This is a genomic window from Mycobacterium sp. NPDC049093 (assembly GCF_040704635.1).
Classification (GTDB): Bacteria; Actinomycetota; Actinomycetes; order Mycobacteriales; family Mycobacteriaceae; genus Mycobacterium.
On the sequence record NZ_JBEZJS010000006.1, the window covers coordinates 462,903 to 485,425 of the forward strand.

A 22,523-nucleotide genomic window follows, 5' to 3' on the forward strand; every position below is an offset into this window, starting at 1 on the left:
CCTCGAAAGTGATGGCCAAATCTGCGACTTCTGCTCCTTTTTCCCGCAAGCCCCCCGCCCGGTTCCCCACCCTGACCAATCAGCTCTATCAACTCGCCAGCGGCGCAGTCACTTCTGAGCAACTGGTACAGGAGTCGCTGCACGCCATCACCGCGAGCCAGTCCACCCTCAACGCATTCCGCGTCGTGCTGACCGAGCAGGCGCTGGCCGACGCCGCCAAGGCCGACACGGCTCGCGCAGCCGGCAAACAACTCCCACTGCTGGGAATCCCCATCGCGGTCAAGGATGACGTCGACGTCGCCGGGGTGCCCACCCGGTTCGGCACCGACGGCTCTACCCGCGTCGCCACCGACGACGCCGAGGTGGTGCGCCGGCTGAAGGCTGCCGGCGCGGTGATCGTCGGGAAGACCAATACCTGCGAGCTCGGACAGTGGCCGTTCACCGGCGGGCCGGGGTTCGGCCATACCCGCAACCCGTGGTCGCGCAAGCACAGCCCGGGCGGATCCTCCGGCGGCAGTGCCGCGGCCGTCGCCGCGGGCCTGGTGGCCGCGGCCATCGGATCCGACGGCGCGGGCAGTGTCCGCATCCCCGCCGCGTGGACGCATCTGGTCGGCATCAAGCCGCAGCGCGGACGCATCTCCACCTGGCCTCTGCCCGAGGCGTTCAACGGCATCACCGTCAACGGGGTGCTGGCTCGCACCGTCACCGATGCGGCCCTCGTGCTCGACGCCGCATCCGGTAACGCCGACGGTGATCTGCACAAGCCCGCGCCGATACAGGCCGCGGAACACGTCGGCCGCGCCCCCGGGCCCCTGCGGATCGCGATGTCGACGAAGTTCCCGTTCACCGGCTTCCGGGCCACACTGCACCCAGAGATTCGCAAGGCGCTGCAGACCACCGCCGACCACCTCGGTCAGCTCGGTCACACCGTGGAGGAAAAAGACCCCAACTACAGCCTGCGGATGTCCTGGGACTTCCTGGCCCGCTCCACCTCCGGCCTTCTGGACTGGGCCGACCGCCTGGGCGACGTGGTCTACGACGAGCGCACCGCCACCAACATGAGGATCGGCCGGCTGCTGTCACAGGACATTCTGCGCAAGGCCCGGGCACACGAGGTCGCCGCGCAGCGCCGCATCTCCTGGATCTTCAACCTCGTCGACGTCATCATCGCGCCGACCACGGCCCAACCACCACCGCTCACACACGAATTCGACCGCCGCGGTTGGTCTGCCACCGAACGCGCCTCGATCGCCGCCTGCCCGGTGACCTGGCCGTGGAACCTGCTGGGCTGGCCCTCGATCAACGTGCCCGCCGGCTTCACCTCCGACGGGCTGCCGATCGGCGTCCAACTGATGGGGCCGGCCGACAGTGAGCCGTTGCTGATCTCGCTGGCCGCCGAACTGGAGGCGATCACCGGCTGGGCCGCCGAGCAACCCGACATCTGGTGGACCGCCCCGTCGCAGACCGATGCGTCCCAGGCTGCCGCCGCGATCAACGCGCTCGACGGGTAGTTCGAAGGGCGAGGGCTCAGAAGCCCAGCCGGCCCAGCTGCTTCGGATCGCGCTGCCAGTTCTTGGCGATCTTGACCCGCAGGTCGAGGTAAACCTTTGTGCCGAGCAGCTTTTCGATCTGGGTGCGGGCGGCCGTGCCGACCTCGCGAAGGCGCGCCCCGCCCTTGCCGATCACGATGCCCTTCTGGCTGTCACGCTCGACGTAGAGGATCGCGTGGACGTCGATCAGATCGTCACGGCCTTCTCTCTCTTCGACTTCCTCGATGACAACAGCCAGCGAGTGCGGCAGCTCGTCACGCACACCTTCCAGTGCGGCCTCGCGGATGAGCTCGGCCATCAACACTTCCTCGGGCTCGTCGGTGAGCTCGCCGTCCGGGTAATAGGCAGGCCCCGGCGGCAGTTTGGAGACGAGGACATCGGTGAGCACATCGAGTTGTTCGCCCGCGGTGGCCGAGACCGGCACGATGTCGGCATCCGGCCCCAGGAGTTCGCTTACGGCCATCAGCTGTTCGGCGACACGATCCTTGGGCACCTTGTCGATCTTGGTGACGACGGCAATCAGGGTGGTCCTCGGCGCCACAGCGCGGATCTGCTGATAGATCCAGCGGTCCCCTGGGCCGATGCGCTCATCGGCCGGAATGCACAGACCGATCACGTCGACCTCGGAGTAGGTGTCCTTGACCAGGTCGTTGAGCCGTTGCCCGAGCAGGGTGCGCGGACGGTGCAGGCCGGGGGTGTCGACCAGGATGATCTGGAAGTCGTCGCGGTGCACGATGCCGCGGATGGTGTGCCGGGTGGTCTGCGGGCGGTTCGAGGTGATCGCGACCTTCTGGCCCACCAACGCATTCGTCAGGGTCGACTTGCCGGTGTTGGGCCTGCCGACGAAACAGACGAAGCCGGAACGGAATTCGGTCATGATGGGTTTCCCGCCCGATCGGTGACGATCACCGCGGCGTCCGAGGACAGCTCCCGCACCGCGGCGACACCTGCGTCGTCGGCGGAGCCGCCGACCAGCACCGCGGCCTCGATTCCGGTGGCACCGCTGGACACCGCAGCGGCCACTGCCGCCTGCAGGGCGGTCAATTGCAGCGCCGCGAGGGTCACCGGGGCGCCGGCGTAGGTGCGACCGTCCTGGTCGCGTACCGCCGCACCGGCGGGGGCCTCGGCGCGGCCCATCGCGCCGCGGGCCAGCACGACGAGCTTGCTGTCTTCCGCGTCGAGCTCAGTCATCGCTCTCCTTGTTCGTCGGTTCGGCCGGGGCGACCAGAACTGTGCCGATCCGCACCCGACCACGGTGGTCGGAACCGCCCTCGGCGCGTAACCGTAGACCGTCCCAGGTGACTTCGGCGCCGGGCAGCGGCACCCGACCCAGTTCGAAGGCGACCAGGCCACCGACGGTGTCGACGTCGAGATCCTCGTGGGGCTCCATTTCGTAGAGCTCGCAGAGGTCTTCGAGCGGCAGCCGCGCCGACACGCGGTACCGGCGCTCACCCAGGTCCTCCACCGGAACGACCTCGCCGGCGTCGTACTCGTCGACGATCTCGCCCACGATCTCTTCGAGCACGTCCTCGATGGTGACCAGGCCGGCGATCGCGCCGTACTCGTCGACCAGCAGCGCCATGTGGTTGCGGTCGAGCTGCATCTCCTTGAGCAATTCGTCCAGCGGCTTGGAATCCGGGACGAACACCGCCGGGCGCATCACTTGCGCCACGTTGGTGTCACGACCTCCGTTGGTCGAGTAATAGGTCTGCTGGACAAGGTCTTTCAGGTAGACGACGCCGACGATGTCGTCGACGTTCTCACCGATCACCGGGATGCGGGAATGCCCGCTGCGGACCGCCAATGACGTCGCCTGGCCTGCCGACTTGTCGCTCTCGATCCACACCATCTCGGTACGCGGCACCATGACCTCACGGGCCGGCGTGTCGCCGAGTTCGAACACCGACTGGATCATCCGGCGCTCCTCGTCGGCGACGACGCCGCGCTGCTGGGCCAGGTCGACGACCTCCCGCAACTCGATCTCGGACGCGAACGGGCCGTTGCGAAAACCGCGGCCGGGAGTCAAGGCGTTACCGATCAACACCAGAAGGCGGCTGATCGGAGTGAGCAGCACCGAGATCGCCTGCAGCGGCAACGCCGACATCAGCGCGATGGAATAGGCGTTCTGCCTGCCGACCGTGCGCGGGCCGACACCGATGGCCACGAAACTCGTCACCACCATGATCGCGGCAGAAGCCACCAGACCCCATCCGACACCGAGATGCCCGTCCAGGAAGGACGCCAACAGCACGGTCGCGGTGATCTCGCACGTGATCCGAAGCAGTACAACAAGATTGATGTAGCGAGGCCGTTCAGCGACCACCCGGCTGAGCCGGGCCGCACCCGGACGTTCCTCGCGGACCAGTTCTTCGATGCGCGCGATCGACACGGTCGAGAGCGCGGCGTCGATGGCGGCGAACAGGCCACCGAACGCGACCAGCACCACGGCACCTAGCAGCGGAAGTAAGCCCGTCACGGTTCGTCGAAATATCGGGACTTGTCGAGCAGCCGCTGGTCCTTCTCGCTCTGCCGGTCGGCGTGGTACGCCTCGACCTGATCAGCTACCCACTCCTCGAGAAGCTGACGCTGCAGCGCGAACATCTCTTTTTCCTCGTCCGGCTCGGCGTGGTCGTAGCCGAGCAGATGCAGCACACCGTGAACGGTCAGCAGGGCCAACTCCTGACCGAGCGAGTGCCCCGCCTTGGCCGCCTGCTGCTCGGCGAACTCCGGGCACAACACGATGTCACCGAGCATGGCCGGTCCCGGCTCGGGCGCATCCGGCCGACCCCCGGGCTCCAGCTCATCCATCGGGAAACTCATCACATCGGTCGGACCGGGCAGGTCCATCCACCGCATGTGCAGGTCGGCCATCGCCGCGCTGTCCAGCAGCACCATGGACAGCTCAGCCGCCGGGTTCACATCCATCTTGGCGATGACGAAGCGTGCGACGCTGATCAGCTCGTCCTCGGACACATCGATGCCCGACTCGTTGGATACCTCGATGCTCATGATCGACGGGGCCGTCCGTTCGACGAACGGCGTTGGGCACGGTTGAGCAATGCCGGCTCCTCATGTCGGGCATAGGCGTCCACGATCTCGGACACCAGGCGGTGTCGGACCACGTCGGCACTGGTGAGTTCGGCGAAGTGGATGTCGTCGATACCGTCGAGGATGTTCATCGCCGCCCGCAGGCCGGAGGTGTTGCCGCCGGGCAGATCCACCTGCGTGATGTCGCCGGTGACAACGACTTTGGATCCGAACCCGAGACGGGTCAGGAACATCTTCATCTGTTCAGCGGTGGTGTTCTGCGCCTCGTCGAGGATGATGAACGCGTCATTCAGGGTGTTGTGGGTGAGAAGGAAATCCTCGGTGATGTAGAGCGAGTCCGCCGCCGCCACGCTGATGCAGACGGCTTCTTCGGTACCCTCCGGCTCGATCCGATCGATGAATCGCATTGGCCGACCACCACCGGTCTCGTCGTACTTCGCCGCCTTACGGGTCAGTCGGAACGGTGCCACACCTTCGGGCAGGCGAATATCGAGAATATGGGCATCACAACGATGATGAACCTCGCGCCCCCGGGCTAACCCGGGTTTACGCCCCGCAGCTTTCCGCGTCCGCACATAGACCACACCGCCCAGCGACTCGACGAGAAAGACGACGTCGTCACGCAACTGGTCGGACGCGGTCGTGTATTGGACACGACACGTCCGGCCGCCCTGTGTGACCGGACCTCCATCGGTATCGAGCAGACCCTGCAACACAGCCAAGCGGACTTCCGCCGTATTGAACAGGTAGTCCACCGGAACGAACTTGGTGTCCGATTTCTTGCCGGACAAGCCGAGCTGCCGCACGACACCGGTCACCGGGTTCTCGATCGTGACGACCTCGCCGGGCGTGGTGATCCGGTTCAGCACATAGTCGATGTCGGTCTTACGTCGCGCCGTGATGCCCGGTATCAGGCGTTCCAACGCGTCCGCCAACTCCGGATCTTTGGTCGCAAAGGTGGGCGTCGCTCGGCACGAGAAACATCCGTCACCCAGCAGCAGCCCAAGGGCATAGGGATCCATCGGCACGGACCGTCGCTCAAACTCCACCGGCGAGCTCAACAACGGAAGCTCGTATCGGTGGGCATGAGCCGCACGAAGATTCCCGATCATCTCTTTTGTCTCGAGCACGCGGGCCGGCTTGTTCCGGCGCCGGTCCGAAGCCGTGTACACCGCCCACAGGTGATCGCCGGATGCAAGGGTAGATGCACCGTCCTGGGTGAAGACCCGGTAGATCTCCTTGAAACCCTGAGGGTAGACACCCGTTACCTCTGTCGGTGACCCGTCAGAGCCGATCACGAAGTCGCCGACTTTCAGCTCGCCTATCGGACGGAATCCATTGGGCGTCAACACATTTGCGAACAACGGCTGCGCTCGTCCCCGCATATATGCCAGCGGCGCGACCTCGATTACCCCGGCGCTCATCAGCTTCGGAATGAGCTCGGGATCCATCATGTCGTGCAGTGCGTCGTACAGCGGCCGCAGGTACGGGTCGATCTTCTCGCTCAACGTGCCCGGCAGGAAGCCGAGGCGCTCACCTGCCTCCACCGCGGGGCGAGTCAGGATGATCCGGTTGACCTGCTTGGTCTGCAAGGCGCTAACCGCCTTGGCCATCGCCAGGTAGGTCTTGCCGGTACCGGCCGGGCCAATGCCGAACACGATGGTGTGCGCATCGATTGCGTCGACGTAGCGCTTCTGGTTCAGCGTCTTGGGCCGGATGGTCTTGCCGCGGCGGCTCAGGATGTCGAGCGTGAGCACCTCGGCCGGGGACTCGTCCTCGGCGCCGGTGAGGATGGCGACGCTGTGTCGCACCGCCTCGGGGGTCACCGCCTGGCCGCTGGAGGCTACGGCGATCAACTCGGCGACCACGCGCTCGGCTAGTGCCACGTCGGCTGGTTCGCCGGTGAAGGTGATCTCATTGCCGCGCGCGTGGATATCGGCAGTCAGAAGTCTTTCGAGTGCCCGCAGATTCTCATCAGCCGAGCCGAGCAGGCCCACGATGATGTCGGGCGGAACAGTGATGCTGCTGCGGACCGATTCCGATGCGGTGGCCGACGAGTCAGCGGTCGTGTCGCGGGGCGTCACGTGGAGTTTGTGCCTGCTTTCCGTGTTTTCCTGACGGCCGGCTGCCGTCGTACTGTGGCCAGTTTACCGCTGGTCAACGACACGCCCCAATGGTTAAGCGGGCTGACGCCGATCAGAGCTGCGCGGTTAGCGGCCCCGGCTGGCCGGCCGGGTGAACGCGCAGGTCAACCGGCGAATTCCGTCATCTTTGCCTCCACCTCGGTGCCATCCGGCTCTCCGTAGAGCTTGTCGGGAACCCAGTCGAAGAAACTGACCGACGGGCACTCACCGGCCGGGCCGTCCACCGTGCCCAGGCTTTTGATGAACCTACCGGTCCTGGCTTCACGGACCTCGATCTCGTACTGGACGGAGTAATGGTCGATGGTGACCGGCTTGTCCCACGCACTCGACTCGCACTGCCCCGATTTCACCTCGGTGTCGGTTTTGCGTGACAGGCAGGCGACAATGTTGATCTCCGACAGCTCCTCACCACGCTGGTCGGCAACCTCGTACCACGAACCATCCTGCATGCCCTGGAAAAACCCGATGTATTTGTACGGCTGGGCATAGGACGCGGCGTTGCTGACCGAGCCGTCCTTACACACGATCTTGAAATCGCTCGGCCATTCGGCCGTCGTCGGGTTCGCCGCGCGTTGTTCATCGCTCACTGCACCGTTTCCGCTCTTTGACATCTTCACGATGAGCAGCAAGGCACCGAACGCAGCGATGACGGCAACCACCACGACGCCGACGATGAGTCCCGAACGACTCGACGGAGGCGGAGGCGGAGGAACTTGCCATGGCTGCCCCTGATAGGGCGCCCAGTGCGGCTGCTGTTGCCCGTATGGGGGCTGCTGCCCGAAGGGGGGCTGACCGTACGGCGGCGGGCCTTGCGGCGGAAAACTCACCAGTGGAGCGTAATGCCCGGCCGGGCTGACCGTCGGCGCTAAATCGCCCAGCGTCCCGTCAGCGCACCGATCGCGCCCAGCGCGACGGCCGCAGCCGTCGACGTCCGCAGGACGGTCGGGCCCAACCGGACAGCTTTCGCGCCGGCTGCGGCAAAAGCGGCGATCTCTTCGTCGGCGATGCCGCCTTCGGGCCCGACGATCAGCATCAGTGAACTCGCCTGGGCCAGAGGCAGTTCGGCCAGCGGTTCGGTGGCGGATTCGTGTAGTGCGAGCACCACTGCCCCGGCGGACACGGCGTCGGCCACGCGCCGGGTCAGCGCTGCCGTCGAGACCACGCCCTCGACGGACGGAATGTAAGGACGGCGGGACTGCCGGGCCGCGGAGCGAACCACCGCTTCCCAGCGGCGCAGGCCCTTGTCCACCTTCGGGCCTTCCCAGCGGGCCACACACCGAGTTGCCTGCCAGGCGACGAACCCGTCGGCGCCGGCCTCGGTCGCCAGCTCGACGGCCAGCTCGGAACGATCGGACTTGGGCAGCGCCTGCACCACGGTGACACTCGGGCGTGCGGCCGCGATGTCGACCCGCTCGGTCACCCGCGCCGACAACCAGCCCTTGGCGGTGTCCTCGACGACACAGTGGGCAAGTGTTCCGGCACCGTCGCTCAGGTCTATCGGTTCGCCGACCCGGATGCGTCGGACGTTGGACGCGTGAAAGCCCTCGTCGCCGTCGACGACGGCGAGCTCCCCCGCGCCCGGTAGCGCGTCGACGTAGAAAAGCGCTGAGCTCACGTAACAGCCCGCGGCGTCAGCGGCCGGTGAACGTCTCGCGCAACCGGCTGAACAAACCGCTGGAACTCGCGGAGGACTGCGTCGAACGCACCTCCGTGACGTCGCGGGCGCGGTTCTCCTTCAGCTTGCGCAGCAGGTCGGTATCGGTGCTGTCGAGCCTCGACGGCACCACCACCTCGATGTGGGCATGCAGGTCACCGCGGACCCCGGACCGCAGATGCGGCATACCGTGCCCACGCAGTGTGGTCACCGCACCGGGCTGGGTACCGGCGGGCACGGTCAGTTCGGTGGCCCCGTCGAGGATCGCGTCGACGGTGACCGTGGTGCCGAGCGCAGCGTCCACCATCGGCACCGAGATCGTGCAGTGCAGGTCATCGCCGTCACGGACGAACGTCTCGTGCTGCTTCTCGTGGACCTCGACGTACAGATCGCCTGCCGGCCCGCCGCCCGGTCCGACCTCACCCTGGGCAGCCAGTCGCACCCGCATGCCGTCGCCGACCCCGGCCGGGATCTTGACGCTGATCTCACGGCGGGCACGCACCCGGCCGTCGCCACCGCAGCGGTTGCACGGATCGGGGATGACCTCACCGATACCCCCACACACGGGACACGGGCGGGTCGTCATCACCTGTCCCAGCAGCGAGCGCTGCACGGTCTGGATCTCGCCGCGGCCATCGCAGGTGTCGCAGGCGACCGGCTTGGAATTGCCGTTGGTGCCCTTGCCCTGACACAGGTCGCACAGGACCGCGGTGTCCACGGCAACCTGCTTGGTCACGCCGGTGGCGCACTCCGCGAGGTCCAACCGCATGCGCAGGAGTGAATCGGCGCCGGGCCGGACCCGGCCGATCGGTCCGCGCGACGAGGTGCCGCCACCGAAGAACGCCTCGAACACGTCGCCGAGCCCGCCGAACCCGCTGAACCCACCGGGCGCGCCGCCGACCGACTCCATCGGGTCGCCGCCCATGTCCACGATGCGTCGCTTCTCCGGATCCGACAGCACCTCATAGGCGACCTGGATCTCGGTGAACCGGCTCTGGGCTTCTTCGTCGGGATTGACGTCGGGATGCAGCTCACGCGCCAAACGCCGATAGGCACGTTTGATCTCTGAATCGCTCGCACCTTTGCTCACTCCGAGCAAGCCGTAATAATCGCGTGCCACGCTGACCTTGCCTGACCTTTCTGTGCCGGATCGACCGGCTGCCTTACCGAGTACCTAGGACTTCGCCGATATAAAGAGCAACCGCCGCAACATTGGCGATCGTTCCCGGGTAGTCCATTCGGGTGGGACCGACCACACCCATTCCGCCGTACACCTTGCCCGAGCTGCCGTACGTGGTGCTCACCACCGACGTTCCCAGCATCTGCTCGGCCTCGGTCTCATGACCGATCCGCACGGTTACCTTGCCCGCTTCCTGCTGGGCCGCCAACAGCCGCAGTACTACCACCTGCTCTTCGAGCGCCTCCAGCACCGACCGCAGCGATCCGCCGAAATCGGCGGTGTTGCGGGTCAGGTTGGCGGTGCCGCCCAGCAGCAGTCGTTCTTCGGTGTGCTCGACGAGCGTCTCGACCAGAACTGTCGCCGATCGGCCGACGGCATCAGCCAGTGCGCCGTGGCCGTTGAGGTGAGTGGCCAGATCGCTCACCGCGATCGACGCCGCTGTCAGTGGCTTGCCCTCCAGCGCCTGCCCCAGCATCTCGCGCAGTTTCGACAGCTCATGCTCGTCGATGGCATCGCCGAGTTCCACGATGCGCTGATCCACCCGGCCCGAATCGGTGATGACCACCAGAAGCAACCGGGCCGGCGTCAGTGCCACCACCTCGAGGTGGCGCACGGACGACGTCGAAAGCGTCGGGTACTGCACGATCGCGACCTGCCGGGTCAGCTGCGCCAGCAGGCGCACCGCGCGCCGCAGCACATCGTCCAGGTCGACCCCGGACTCCAGGAAGGACAGGATCGCCCGGCGCTCCGATGAGGACAGCGGCTTGACGTTGTCGATCCGGTCGACGAACTCGCGGTAGCCCTTCTCGGTGGGCACCCGGCCCGAGCTCGTGTGCGGCTGGGTGATGTAGCCCTCGGCTTCGAGCACCGCCATGTCATTGCGGACCGTGGCGCTCGATACGCCGAGGTTGTGACGGTCCACCAGCGTCTTGGAGCCGATCGGCTCCTTGGTGGCCACGAAGTCGGCGACGATGGCGCGTAGCACCTCGAAACGACGCTCGTCGGCACTCCCCACCTGTTCACCTACCCTTCGCAGCAGCGACGTGCATTTAGCTCGGTTCATTTTACTGACCAGCAGCAGGTTTACCGATTCTGCGGTGACAGGTCCACACCAGCACGCCGGGCGACACCGGCGCGGGCGCTTACCCACAAGCGTATTAACCTAGGCAACTATGCCGATGGCAACACCGCGCGCTACTGCGACGGAGGCGGGCCGGCGATGATCTTCAAGGGCGTCCAAGAGGGCAAACCGTACCCGGAGCACGGGCTCTCCCACCGGGACTGGTCCCGCATCCCGCCGCGGCAGCTGCGCCTCGATGAGCTGGTCACGACCACCACGGTGCTCGCCCTTGATCGGTTGCTGTCCGAAGACTCGACCTTCTACGGCGACCTGTTTCCGCACGCGGTGAAGTGGCGCGGCGACATCTACCTGGAAGACGGACTGCACCGGGCCGTGCGTTCGGCCCTGCGGAACCGCACCATCCTGCATGCCCGGTTGTTCGACATGGACGCGCTCGCCCCGAACCCGGTGTGAGTCCAGTTACCCGCTAGCCGGCCAGCGCCTCACGCAGGCTGCGGGGCCGGATGTCGGGCCAGTTCTGCTCGACGTAGCTCAGGCACTCGGCCCGACCGGCCGCACCGAAGACCACCTGCCAGCCTGCGGGCACCTCGGCGAATGCCGGCCACAGGCTGTGCTGGTCCTCATCGTTGACCAGTACGCAGAACGCGCCGTTCTCGTCATCGAACGGATTGGAACTCATCGAGTCTCCTCATCGAGGGGTGGACCAGGTTCGCACCCAGTACCCGGTCGGACAACAGGCCGAGACAGCTCAGGTTCGGGAAGCCGGGGCCCTGGGTGAGGCCGGCCAGTCCCGGCAGGAACAACTTGGGGAACACATCGGTCAGTGCCAGGTCATGGCCGATGTGCTCCTGCAGCGAATCACTGCTCAGCGGACCGCCGAGGCCGAGCTCGAGCAGGTCGAGCGCGTCCTGGCTGAACAACGGGGCGAACCACAACGCGTCGGCACCGGACCCGTCGATCACGAGGTCGAAGCCGTGGACTGTCTCGACCGCTTCGCCGCCGGTGTTGGTCGACAGCGTCAGACGGATCCGCTCGTCGCGGGCCACTGCATGTGCGACCCGGCCCCGCAGGTGGCGGATCCGGTCGTCGGCCAGCAGGGCGTCCTGCACCCGCGCCGAGAACACCCCACGATCGGTGCGGGCCAGGGCATCCCGACGCTCTGCCATGGTCAGCCCGGTCCATCCGGTCGGATCCGAGAACAGGGTGTTCTCGAAGAATCCCTCACCGCGGGTGAACAGGGTGACCGTCGGCGAGATCACGGTGATTGTCGAAACCCGGTGGCGGAAAAGCTCATTGAGCATCGAAGCGGCCGTCTCGCCGCCTCCGATCACGGCGACTCGCTCCGCGGTGATCATCTCGTGCTTGCCGGCCTGATGCCAGAACTGGGCGATCGACATCACCCGGGGATTACCGGGCAGCACCGAACGTTCGGCCTGACCGGGTCCGGTGATCATCAGGCCGTCGGCGGTGACGGAGTCCTCGGCGGTGCGCAGCACCCAGCGGTGCGCACCTGTCGAACTACCGGCACCGCCGGCGTCACCGTCGACCGAGATCTGTTCCACCTCACCGAGAACCACGTTCATCCCGACGTCCTCGGCCACCCAGCCCAGATACTGGCTCCAGCGCCGGTGGGTCGGTGCGGGCCGGCCGCGGTCGACCCATTCGGCGAATCCGCCTGTGGCGATCAGGTAGGCCTGCCAACTGTGCCGGGTCATCCGTTCGTCGAGTTCGGCGTTACGCCGCGACACCAGAGATGACCGGTAGGGGAAACCGACGTCCTTCTCGGGACCGGTGCCGAGGCGATGGTTGCCATCGGTCCAACCACCGACGGCCTGCCAGTTGGCGGCCACCCCGGCACGTTCGACGACGACGACCTCGGGGGCCGGCGCGCCCATCGCGCGCAGTTCGGCGGCCTTGGCCGCCACCGCGATGGCCTTGGGACCGGCACCGATGACGGCCAGGGTGGGGGCCGATGGGGTACTCATGGGGTCACCTCTCGCAACACCTCTCGTAACGCGTCCAACCACATCTCCTGCAGGGTGGCGATGTCCTCGGCGGACAGAATGTCGGGCACGGTCCGCCACTGGGTGCCGAGCACGGCCGACCCGTCGCGGTCGATCACCGCGGCCATGATCGTCAGCTCATGGCGCACAGCGACATTCGGTTCCGGAATCGGGGTTACGCCGGTCACCAACGACCGGTCCTGCAGCAGGGCGTGATCGGATGCATCCAGTTCGATCCGGCCCAGATAGTTGAGCAGTACCTGCGGATCCCGATGAGAACCCAGTCGTTCGGCGGTGTCGTCGCGCAGGTAACGCAGCAGCCCGTAGTCGATGGCATCGCCGGGGATCGCCGCCACCTGCGCGGCCACCCCGTGGGCGTCATCGGCACTCAGACGCAAAGGGTAGATCATGCTGAGCAGCCCGGCGGTATCGCCGGTGTCCACCTCGTCGTGGTCCGACACCACCGCATCCGACCTGCCGTGGGTCTCCATCGCCAACAGTGGCGCCGAGGTCGGCTGGCCGCGGTGGCGGCGCCAATCGGTCAGCGCCCGAGCGGTTGCCGCGGCCAGCACCTCGGTCACCGGCACTGCGCCGGTGAGCAGTCGGGCCGTCACGTCGGGTTCGGCGAAGGCCATCTTGACGGTCACACCGGCCATCCGGTCGGAGGCCGGATCGACCCGGCGCGCCCCGATGTCCGGGTCGTCACCATCGAACTGCCGCTCCCAGAAGCCGCAGGTGTCGAGCGTGGCAGCGCGCTCGGACAGCAGCCGGGACCACTGCCGTAGCGAGGTATGTTCCCTCACCGGCAGCGGTTTTCTCCCGGAAGCCAGTGCATGCCAGGCATTTTCGAGCTCACCGACCAGGATCCGCCACGATGCGGGGTCCAGTGCCAGCACATGGGCGGTGAGGATCAGCAGCCCACCCTGCGTCTGCGGGTGATGCAGCCACACCGCATCGAGCATCGACCCGTTCTCAGGATCGAGGCGTTGCACCGAGAGGTCGGCCTGTTCGGCCACCGCGGCATCGAGCTCACCCGAGCCGGTCGCCTCCGAGAGCACCTCACCGCGCTCATGAGGGACGAGCGTCAGGGTCTCCAGGTCCAAACGGGTGCGCAGCACCTCATGTCCGTCGATCACATTGCGCAGCAGGGTTTCCAGCTGAGCCCGGGTGATCCCGCCGGGCAGCCGGAACACCTCGGTCTGGGCCAGCCGACGAGGGTCGCCGTACTGGTACAGCCAGCGCCCATTGGGCAGCAGCGGGATCGGGGTGGTTTCGGGTACGGCGTGGTCGGCCGCATCTCGGTCCTGCGCGACGGCGTCGGCATCGGCATCGATCGCGGCCGCGAGCTCGCGGACCGTCGCACAATCCAGCATCAGGCGGGCACGCAAGGCCACGCCACGGCGCCGCACAGCCTGCACCACCGACAGGGCCACGATGCTGTCCAGCCCGAGATCGAGGAAGTCGGCGGTGACGTCCACGCCCGCGCCGTCAGTAGTCCCCAGCACCTCGGACAGCACCTGAGCCAGCAGCCGCTCGGTGTCGGTGGCGGGGTGCTCGGCCCCTTCGGAGCGGCCGCCGGTACCCAGCGCCGCCAGCGCAGCGTCGTCGACCTTGCCGTTGGTGGTCAGTGGAATCTCGTCGACTGCCACGATGTGGTGGGGCACCAGATGCCTTGGCAGGGTGTCGGTCAGCATCCCCCGCAACTCGGTGACCGGGGTGTCGGTGACCACATACGCGATCAGGCGCGGCCCGCTGCGGTGCTGCCGTACCGCCACATGGGCATGCCGCACCCCGGGATGGGCGTGCAGCGTCGCGGCCACCTCCCCGGGCTCCACCCGAAAACCACGGATCTTGACCTGATCGTCGCTGCGGCCGAGAAACTCGAGGGCATTCGAGTCGACCCGTCGGCGCACCACGTCACCGGTGCGGTACATCCGGGCACCCGGCGTGAACGGATCGGCGACGAACCGTCCGGACGTCTCCCCTGGCCTGCCGAGGTAGCCGCGGGTCAATTGGCCACCGGCCAAATACAGTTCGCCGCACACGCCGTCAGGGACCGGGCGGAGCCAGCCGTCGAGGACGTAAGCCGCGGTCGACTCTGTGGGACGTCCGATACCGGGCTGCGGATATTCGGCAATCGACGCGACGACGGCTTCCACCGTGGTCTCGGTCGGGCCGTAACAGTTGTGGGCCGACATCCAGGTGCGCTCGCATTCGGCCTGGATCCCCTGCCAGGTGACGGTGTCGATGGCCTCGCCGCCGAGCGCCAGCACCGCCAACGGCACCTGGGTGAGCAGGCCGGCGGCCCGCAGGGATGCGAACATCGACGGCGTGGTGTCGATCATGTCGATGGCGAAGCGCCCGATGGTCTCCACCAGAGCCTCGGCGTCGCGCTGCACCTCGTCGGAGACGATGTGCACGGTGTGCCCGTCGAGCAGGGCTGCCAGCGGCTGCCAAGCCGCATCGAACGTGAACGACCACGCGTGGGCGACGCGCAGCGGACGACCGAGGCGCTCGGCCGCCGGCCGCAGCACCTGACGGGCATGGTCGGCGCAATAGGCCAGCAGCGCCTGATGGGTTCCGATGACGCCCTTGGGTTTTCCGGTCGTCCCCGAGGTGAACACGATGTAGGCGCCCTGCTCGGGATACACCGGTGCGGGCCGGTAGTCGGTGTCCGCTCCGGAATCGACAGATGCCAGCAGGGTTTCGTCGACGACCAGCGCGTGACGGCCTGAGCCGATCTGGCGGAGGATCTCGGCAACCCGCTCGTCGGGCATGGCCGGATCCAGTGGCACGATCAGCGCGCCCGCCTTGAGCACCGCGAGCATCGCCACCACGTAGTCGGGCCCACGTCGCAACCGGATCGGGACCGGAATCTCGACGGACACGCCACGGCGGACCAGCTCGGCAGCCAGGCGGTCGGCCGCCTCGTCGAGTTCGCGATAGCTGAGCTCTCCCCCGTCCCAGCTCAGTGCCACCGAACCGAGGCGCTCGGCGGCGGTCTCGCTGAAACTGGTGTGGAAACCACCGTCGCGCTGGGTGATCGGTGGCGCACCGACGGGCCGAGGCTCGTCATCGAGGGTGACCGCTACTTCGCGCAGCGGACGCTCCCAGCTGTCCAACAGCCGCTGGACCACGGTCAGCACCCGCAGTCCCAGAGCCCGCGGATCGAGCTGTCCCAGTGCCCCGTCGAGGGTTTCGACGAGCACCGTGAGCCGGCCATGGGTCGGATGCGCGGCGATGGTGACCGGGAAGTGGGACAGGCTCTCCAACGCCGCGGGCCGCAACACGGCCTCACCGAGAGCGAACTCGTCGCTGCCGACCAGCCCCCCGGGCGGGAAGTTCTCGTAGACGAGCAGCGTGTCGTACAGCTCGCCGATCCCACCGAGTGAACGCAACTCGGTGTGGCTGAGGTAGCTGTGCTCGCGCAGCTCGGCGGCTTCGCGTTGCAGCGCCAGGCACTGACCGCCGACAGGAAGGCCGGGGTCGACCCGGACCCGTAGCGGCACCGTGTTGATGAACAGGCCGACCATCGACTCGACGCCGGCCAGCTCGTCCGGGCGGCCCGACACCGTGACGCCGTACACCACGTCGGTACGGTCGGTGAAGACCGAAAGAATTGTCGCCCAAGCCATCTGGAACAGGGTGTTGACTGTGACGCCACGTTTCCGGGCGGCCTCGAAGATCGCAGCGGACTGTTGCTCGTCGAGGGTCACCTCGGTGCGAGCCGGCAGACCCGGCTCGGCCGCCCGTCCGGACAACGCCGGCGACAACAAGGTGGGGGCGTCCATGTCGTACAGATGCGCCTGCCACCGAGCCCGGCTGTCCGCCTGATCGCGCCCGGCCAGCCAGCCGATGTAGTCGCGATACGGGCGCACCGCCGAGGGCAACGCGGTCGCGTCCCCCTTCGCCCCGTAGAGCGCGATCAGCTCACCGACGAACACCGGCAACGACCAGCCGTCGATCGCGATGTGATGGGCAACGATCACCAGACGCCAACGTTGCCCAGGCTTTTCGATGAGCAGGAATCGGATCAGCGGCCCGCGACCCAGGTCGAAGCGCCGGGCACGTTCCTCGGATTCCAGGACGAGCGTCTGCGCGTCATCGGCCTGCACATGCCGCCACGGCAGTTCGACGGCCGACGGGACCACTGCGACCGGGCGGCTCAGGTTTCCCTGGAAGAAGCTGGCCCGCAGGTTGGGATGGCGCACCAGCATCGCCTCGGCACAGGCCCGCAGCAACTCGGCGTCCACTGCCCCGTCGATGTCGGCGGCCATCGCGATGAGGTAGGGGTCCGCCCCCTCGTCACCCTCGGTCAGACCGGCCAGGGAGTACAGCCCCTGTTGCAGTGGGCTCAGCGCAAGGACATCCTCGACGCCCGGTGGCGTTCCGGTGGTCGTCATGTCGAGATCCCCTGGTCCTGTCCCCATCCCGCGGTCAACGCGGCGAGTTCGTCGGGCGACAGGCCCGAGGCGGACATCGGCTCATGATGCACGTCAGCAGTTACGGTGTCGCCGTCGTCACCGGCGCCGTCGATCGCGGCGGCCAGGTCGGCCAGCCCGGGATACTCGAACACCATGCGGGCCGTCATCGCCACGCCGGCATCGCGGGCCCGCGCCGCGAGTTGCACGGCCAGGATGCTGTCGCCGCCGAGAGTGAAGAAGTCGTCGTACCGGCCCACGTCGGTGGCACCGAGCAGGGTCACCAGCATCGCCGCCAGCGTCACCTCGGTCGGAGTGGCCGGCGGTTCGGCGGGCGCCGTCGTGGTGATCCGCGGACGGGTCAGCCCGGCGGGCTCGATGCTCTCGACGACCGTCAGCACCGCCCCGACGAATTCCTCTGGCAGCGCAGCTCGCACGGTCTCCAGGACGGTCTCGGTGTCGACGGTTCCGGGCTCGAGGACCACGTAGCCGGCCAGGGTGGTGGCACCGCGGGTCTCCCAATGCCGGGTCGCCGCGGCAGCCACCCCGTCGAGCCCTTCCAGGACAGCCTGCAGACGCGGTTCACCGGTGGTGATGGGCTCCAGCCGGCCGTCGACGGTCCAGCGGGCCCGGTCTCCGGTGCGATACAACCGCCCGCCCCCAAACAGGTTGGGCGCGAAGCGATCGGCACCGACGCCGGTGGCCGCGCCGGCTGCCTCGTCCACCGCACCGCCGGCGTAGTAGACGTCACCCACGACACCGATGGCCGCTGGTTGCCGCCATTCGTCCAGCAGGTAGACGCGATCTGCGCCCTCGGTCTGCGGCAGCCCGGCCGGCGGCGCCGCCTTGCGGCTCCAGTCATCGACCAGCAGGTCGCGTTCGGCCGCATCGAGCACCGCGATGTCGCGCACCGTCTGGTCGGCATCACCGGCGAATGCCCCGACGATGCGGTGCAGCCAGTCCACGAGACGCTCTGCGGTGGCCGCCTCGTAGAGCTCGGTGCGGTAGATGACGGTGGCCCGATATCCGGCACCGGCTTCGGCGAAGAAATTGAGCGACAGATCTGCATGGGCCACGTCGAACGTGGGTTCCAGTGCGGTGAAAAGGGTTTCACCGTCGGCACCGGTATCGATGACCTGACTTGCCGGCAGGTCCTCACGCACGTGCACCACCACGCCGAACAGCGGGTTGCGTGCCAGCGAGCGCACCGGGCTCACCGCGTCGACCACCCGGTCGAACGGCAGGTCCTGGTGCTTGTACGCGGCCAGCGCCATGTCACGGGAACGCCGCAGCACCTCCCGCAGTGTCGGGTTGCCGGACAGGTCGTTGCGCAGCACCACGATGTTGATGAAGAACCCGATCAGCGCGTCGAGCTCAGGTGCGGTGCGTCCGGCCACCGGTGTGCCCAGCGCGATGTCGGTGCCCTGCCCGGATTTGTGCAAGGCGATCGCAACGGCGGCCTGCAGCACCATGAACTCGGTGACGCCGAGTTCACGGGCGAGTTCGACGAGCTTGTCCCGGACGCCCACGTCGATGGTGAAATCGAGCGCCGTACCCTCGCCGGTCGGCACCGGCGGGCGGGGAAAGTCCGGTTGCAGGCCGTTCTCGACATCATGGTCGGCCGACAGACCGGCCAGCTGCCTTGTCCAGTAGTCGCGTTGCTCGGCGATCCGCTCGTCGGCGCCCGAAAGCACTTCGGCCTGCCAGTCCGCGAAGTCGGCGTACTGGACCGGCAACGGCGCCCAGTAAGGTGCCGTGCCGGCGCGGCGGGCGTGGTAGGCGGTCATCAGATCGGTGAACAGCACCGCGCCCGACCAGTGGTCGGCGGCGATGTGGTGCACGATCAGCGACAGGACGTGCGCACCCGGAGTGGACAGCACCGCCGCGCGGATCGGCCACTCGTTCTCCAGGTCGAAGCAGTAGCGCCGCTCGGTATCGAGTTCGCTCTGCAACCAGTCCTCACCGGAGCCGTCGGCACGGCGGACCGTGACCGGGGCCGCGGGATGGATGACCTGGTAAGGGACACCGTCGATTTCGCGGTAGGTGGTGCGCAGGATCTCGTGTCGGGAAACCACATCGCTGACCGCCGCTGCCAGGGCCTCGACGTCGCAGGGTCCGGTCAGCCGGGCCGCAAAGGGCACGTTGTTGACCGGGTTGGGTCCGTCGATGCGGAACTGGAACCACTGCCGGTGCTGGGCCGGCGACATCTGCGACGGTCCGCTGTGTTGTGCGGCCACGATCGGGGGCAGGCCGACGCCGGTACCCGAGGCCTGCAATTCGTCGACCCGAGCGGCCAGACCCGCCACCGTGGCGTTCTCGAACACGTCGGCCACCCCGAGGTCGACCCCGAACCGGGCCCGTACCGCGGCAACGAGTTTGGTGGCCAGCAGGGAGTGACCGCCAAGATCGAAGAACGAATCGTCGGCGCCGACACCGTCTCGCTCGAGCAGGTCACCGAACAGGGCGACGATCTCGTGTTCGGTTTCGGTGTCCGGTGCGCGGAATTCGGTGGCCGAACGGATCTCCGGTTCTGGCAGTGCCCGCCGATCGATCTTGCCGTGCGCAGTGATCGGGATCTCGGCCAGCTCGACGAACGCTGCCGGGATCATGTACTCGGGCAGTGCGGCGGTCACCCTGGCCCGGATGCGGTCGATCTCGACCCGTTCGGCGCCGGCGGCCGGCGTGATGTAGGCGACCAGGCTCTTGCCCAGTGACGGCAGGTCGCTGACGACCACCACGGCCTGCCCCACCGACGGGTCGACGGAAATGGCCGAGGAGACCTCGCCCAGTTCGATTCGGAAGCCGCGGACCTTGACCTGCTCGTCGGCGCGGCCGACGAACTCGATGTCACCGTCGGCGTTCCGCCGAGCCAGGTCACCGGACCGGTACATCCGTCCGCCGGGATTGAACGGGTCGGCGACGAACCGTTCCGCGGTGAGTCGCGGGCGGTCGTGATACCCGTGCGCGACATGTGTTCCACCGATGTAGATCTCGCCGATCACGCCGACCGGAACGGGCTGCAGCGCGTCGTCGAGCAGGTGGATCGTGGTGTTGATCTTCGGCGTGCCGATCGGCACGATCCGGGAGCCCTGCTTGCCCTCCACCTTGTAACGGGTGCAGTTGAGCACCGTTTCGGTGGGTCCGTAGAAGTTGTGCAGCAGGGAATCGAAGGTGGCGAGGAACTTGTCGGCGATCTCCCCGGGCAACGCCTCGCCACCGATCGGCACGCGCTGCAGCGTGCGCCACTCGTTGACACCGGGCAGCGACAGGAACAGCCCGAGCAACGACGGGACGAAGTGCATCGAGGTGATGCCCTCGTTGCGCAGCAGGTCGGTGAGATAGCCGATGTCGCCCAGGCCACCGGGCTTCGGGATCACCAGGCGCGCACCCGCGGCGAGCATGCCGAAGATCTCACCGATCGACACGTCGAAGCTCTGCGAGGCCACCTGCAGCAGGCGTTCGTCCTCGGTGACCTCGTAATCGCCGCCGAACCAGACGAAGTACTCGGCGATCGGCCGGTGCGGCACCGGCACGCCCTTGGGCAGGCCGGTGGATCCCGAGGTGTAGATCAGGTATGCGGTGTTGTCGGGGCGCAGCGGGCGGATCCGCTCGGCGTCGGTGGGATCGGTGGCCGGATAGTTCTCCAGCCCGTCGACCGGCTCGCGCAGAATGGTTTTCGGGTCGGAGTCGGAAAGAATGTAGGTGAGCCGGTCCTCGGGATAGGTCGGGTCCACCGGCAGGTACACCGCACCGGCCTTGACGATGCCCAGTGCCGTGATGACCAGCTCGGGCGACTTCTCCAGCAGCACCGCCACCCGGTCCTCGGTGCCGATGCCCTGCTCGATCAGCCAGTGCGCCAGCCGGTTAGCCGACTCGTTGATCTCGCGATAGCTGTAGTGGCGGCCCTCGTAGACCACCGCGATGGCATCGGGGGTACGAGCGGCCTGCTCGGTGACGAGTGCTGCCAATGTGGTTGCGGGCGTGTCGAACTGCTCACCCGTCGACACCGAACGCATCCACTCGGTGTCCTCGGAGGTGAACAGGTCCAGCGCGGCCAGCGGCCGGTCGGGCTCGGCGAGCGCACTGTCGAGCAGTACCCCGAAGTGTCGCAGCATCTGGGCGGCGAGGTCGGCATCCAGCACCTCGGTGAGATGTTCGGCCTCCACCACCGCACCCTCGGCGTCCAGTTCGACCATGAAACCCAACGGCAGCTGGGTGTGTTGGCCGCGTAGCTCTGCGCGTTCGCACGTCACACCGTCCGGGCGGAACCCGCCGCCGTCGGGCTCGCGGAACCCGAAACTCACCCGGGTCATCCGCTCGGCGCCGTGGCGCCGGTCCGGGTTCAGTTCGGCCACCACGCGGTCGAGGTTGACCCGCTGATGTGTGAAGGCACCGATGGCGGTGTCGCGGGTGGCCTCGACCAGTCCTCGGAATCCGAGCGTGGCCTGTGGCCGCAGTCGCATCGCCACCGTGTTGCCGTAGTAGCCGATGGTTTCGTCGGTGTCGCGGTTCAGAACCGGCGTGGCGACCAGGAAGTCGTCGGTGTGGGTGTAGCGGTGGACGAGTGCACCGAACGCCGCGAGCAACACCATGTAGGGGGTGGCCCCGGTGTCGCGGGCCAGTGCCGCCACCTGCCGGACGGTCTCGGCGGACAGCCGGACCGTGCTGCGCTGGGAACGAAACCCGCTGGGCACCACCGAACCCGCGGGTCCAGGGAGCTCCAGAGGCTCCGGCGGAGCGGCCAGCACCTCGCGCCAGTACGCCAGGTCCGCGTCACCGTCCGGAGCCTCGGCTACCGTGACGCGCGGCGTCTCGGCGAGCTGCGCTCCGCTGTACGCCCGGGTCAGGTCGGCGAAGAACACCCGCCACGAGCCGTCGTCCCAGGCAATGTGATGCGCCACAAGCAGCATCACGTGTTCGCTCGGGCCGGTCTTGATCAACGTGATCCGCAGCGGCGAATCGCTACCCAGGTCGAAGGCGGTGCCGAATTCACGCTGAGCCAGCACCTCGAGGCGCAGCTTGCGCGCCCGCTCGGACTTGTCGGACAGGTCGTGCACCGTCCACCCCGGGGTCAGGTCGTCCTGCACCGTCGCCGTCGGCTCGCCGTTCTCGTCGGCCCGGTAGGTGGTGCGCAGGATCGGGTGCCGTTGTGCCACCGCAATCAGCGCGTCGTGCAGGCGCTCGGCGTCGATCACGCCGTCGAGTCGGTAGGACAGGCAGATGTTGAGCAGGACCCCGCTCGGATCGAAACCCTGCACGAACCACATCCGCCGCTGCCCGTCCGACAGCACGGTGGGATCGACCGGCGCGCTCGCGGCGCCTGCGTCCCCCTGACCGGACTCCCCCGAGGCTGACGCGAGGCCCCGCTCGGCAAGCCTGCGCCGCATCAGCTCCAGACGCGCGTCGGAGGTGCTTGGGGCTGCCGAATCGGCACTAACCATG

Annotated in this window: 14 protein-coding genes and 3 pseudogenes; 2 read left to right on the forward strand and 15 right to left on the reverse strand. The window is 67.5% G+C overall.

Annotated features, from left to right (window positions below; all coding sequences use genetic code 11):
* Positions 1-11 precede the first annotated feature (11 nt).
* Positions 12-1,511, forward strand: a complete 1,500-nt coding sequence (locus AB0876_RS25470; RefSeq protein WP_491841334.1) for an amidase — start codon at positions 12-14, stop codon at positions 1,509-1,511.
* 16 nt (positions 1,512-1,527) lie between these two features.
* On the opposite strand, the gene era is transcribed toward AB0876_RS25470, so the two are convergent.
* The 11 genes and pseudogenes from era to hrcA form a co-directional block, all read right to left on the reverse strand.
* The gene (era, locus tag AB0876_RS25475; protein WP_491841333.1) at positions 1,528-2,427 is read right to left on the reverse strand and encodes a GTPase Era; all 900 of its coding nucleotides are present in this window, start codon (positions 2,425-2,427) and stop codon (positions 1,528-1,530) included.
* Positions 2,424-2,741 carry a cytidine deaminase-like protein gene (locus AB0876_RS25480; RefSeq protein WP_491841332.1) on the reverse strand — a complete coding sequence of 106 codons (318 nt, stop codon included), beginning with the start codon at positions 2,739-2,741 and terminating at the stop codon, positions 2,424-2,426. The genes era and AB0876_RS25480 overlap by 4 nt, the downstream gene beginning before the upstream one ends.
* On the reverse strand, positions 2,734-4,026 hold the full coding sequence (locus AB0876_RS25485) for a hemolysin family protein (RefSeq protein WP_491841331.1): 1,293 nt from the start codon (positions 4,024-4,026) through the stop codon (positions 2,734-2,736). The genes AB0876_RS25480 and AB0876_RS25485 overlap by 8 nt, the downstream gene beginning before the upstream one ends.
* Positions 4,023-4,559, reverse strand: a complete 537-nt coding sequence (gene ybeY, locus AB0876_RS25490; protein ID WP_055115434.1) for an rRNA maturation RNase YbeY — start codon at positions 4,557-4,559, stop codon at positions 4,023-4,025. Before ybeY ends, AB0876_RS25485 begins: the two co-directional genes overlap by 4 nt.
* A pseudogene (locus AB0876_RS25495) lies at positions 4,556-4,897 on the reverse strand (PhoH family protein); the annotation flags it as partial. The gene ybeY and the pseudogene AB0876_RS25495, both read right to left, overlap by 4 nt.
* A 255-nt stretch (positions 4,898-5,152) precedes the next feature.
* Positions 5,153-5,983, reverse strand: a pseudogene (locus tag AB0876_RS25500) (LAGLIDADG family homing endonuclease); the annotation flags it as partial.
* A pseudogene (locus AB0876_RS25505) lies at positions 5,972-6,682 on the reverse strand (PhoH family protein); the annotation flags it as partial. The pseudogenes AB0876_RS25505 and AB0876_RS25500, both read right to left, overlap by 12 nt.
* 164 nt (positions 6,683-6,846) lie before the next feature.
* A complete protein-coding gene (locus AB0876_RS25510) occupies positions 6,847-7,569 on the reverse strand; it encodes a hypothetical protein (RefSeq protein WP_498887033.1) in 723 nt (240 codons plus the stop codon).
* Between the two features lie 38 nt (positions 7,570-7,607).
* Positions 7,608-8,357, reverse strand: a complete 750-nt coding sequence (locus tag AB0876_RS25515) for a 16S rRNA (uracil(1498)-N(3))-methyltransferase (protein ID WP_491841328.1) — start codon at positions 8,355-8,357, stop codon at positions 7,608-7,610.
* Between the two features lie 16 nt (positions 8,358-8,373).
* Positions 8,374-9,516 (reverse strand): molecular chaperone DnaJ, encoded by a 1,143-nt coding sequence (gene dnaJ / locus AB0876_RS25520; RefSeq protein ID WP_491841327.1) that lies wholly within the window; start codon positions 9,514-9,516, stop codon positions 8,374-8,376.
* 43 nt (positions 9,517-9,559) lie between these two features.
* Complete coding sequence (gene hrcA / locus AB0876_RS25525; RefSeq protein ID WP_064877965.1) at positions 9,560-10,591, reverse strand: heat-inducible transcriptional repressor HrcA; 1,032 nt, start codon at positions 10,589-10,591, stop codon at positions 9,560-9,562.
* Between the two features lie 204 nt (positions 10,592-10,795).
* Between hrcA and AB0876_RS25530 the strand changes: the two genes are divergently transcribed.
* Positions 10,796-11,110 (forward strand): type II toxin-antitoxin system VapB family antitoxin, encoded by a 315-nt coding sequence (locus AB0876_RS25530; protein WP_003879636.1) that lies wholly within the window; start codon positions 10,796-10,798, stop codon positions 11,108-11,110.
* A 13-nt stretch (positions 11,111-11,123) separates the two neighbouring features.
* On the opposite strand, the gene AB0876_RS25535 is transcribed toward AB0876_RS25530, so the two are convergent.
* The 4 genes from AB0876_RS25535 to AB0876_RS25550 are packed head-to-tail and all read right to left on the reverse strand — an operon-like array spanning position 11,124 to position 22,522.
* On the reverse strand, positions 11,124-11,336 hold the full coding sequence (locus AB0876_RS25535; RefSeq protein WP_526043244.1) for an MbtH family protein: 213 nt from the start codon (positions 11,334-11,336) through the stop codon (positions 11,124-11,126).
* Positions 11,314-12,642, reverse strand: coding sequence for an NADPH-dependent L-lysine N(6)-monooxygenase MbtG (mbtG, locus tag AB0876_RS25540; RefSeq protein ID WP_526043245.1), 1,329 nt, complete (start codon positions 12,640-12,642; stop codon positions 11,314-11,316). Before mbtG ends, AB0876_RS25535 begins: the two co-directional genes overlap by 23 nt.
* Positions 12,639-17,063, reverse strand: coding sequence for an amino acid adenylation domain-containing protein (locus tag AB0876_RS25545; protein ID WP_526043246.1), 4,425 nt, complete (start codon positions 17,061-17,063; stop codon positions 12,639-12,641). The genes mbtG and AB0876_RS25545 overlap by 4 nt, the downstream gene beginning before the upstream one ends.
* Positions 17,060-22,522, reverse strand: a complete 5,463-nt coding sequence (locus AB0876_RS25550) for a non-ribosomal peptide synthetase (protein WP_526043287.1) — start codon at positions 22,520-22,522, stop codon at positions 17,060-17,062. The genes AB0876_RS25545 and AB0876_RS25550 overlap by 4 nt, the downstream gene beginning before the upstream one ends.
* Position 22,523: the final 1 nt, after the last annotated feature.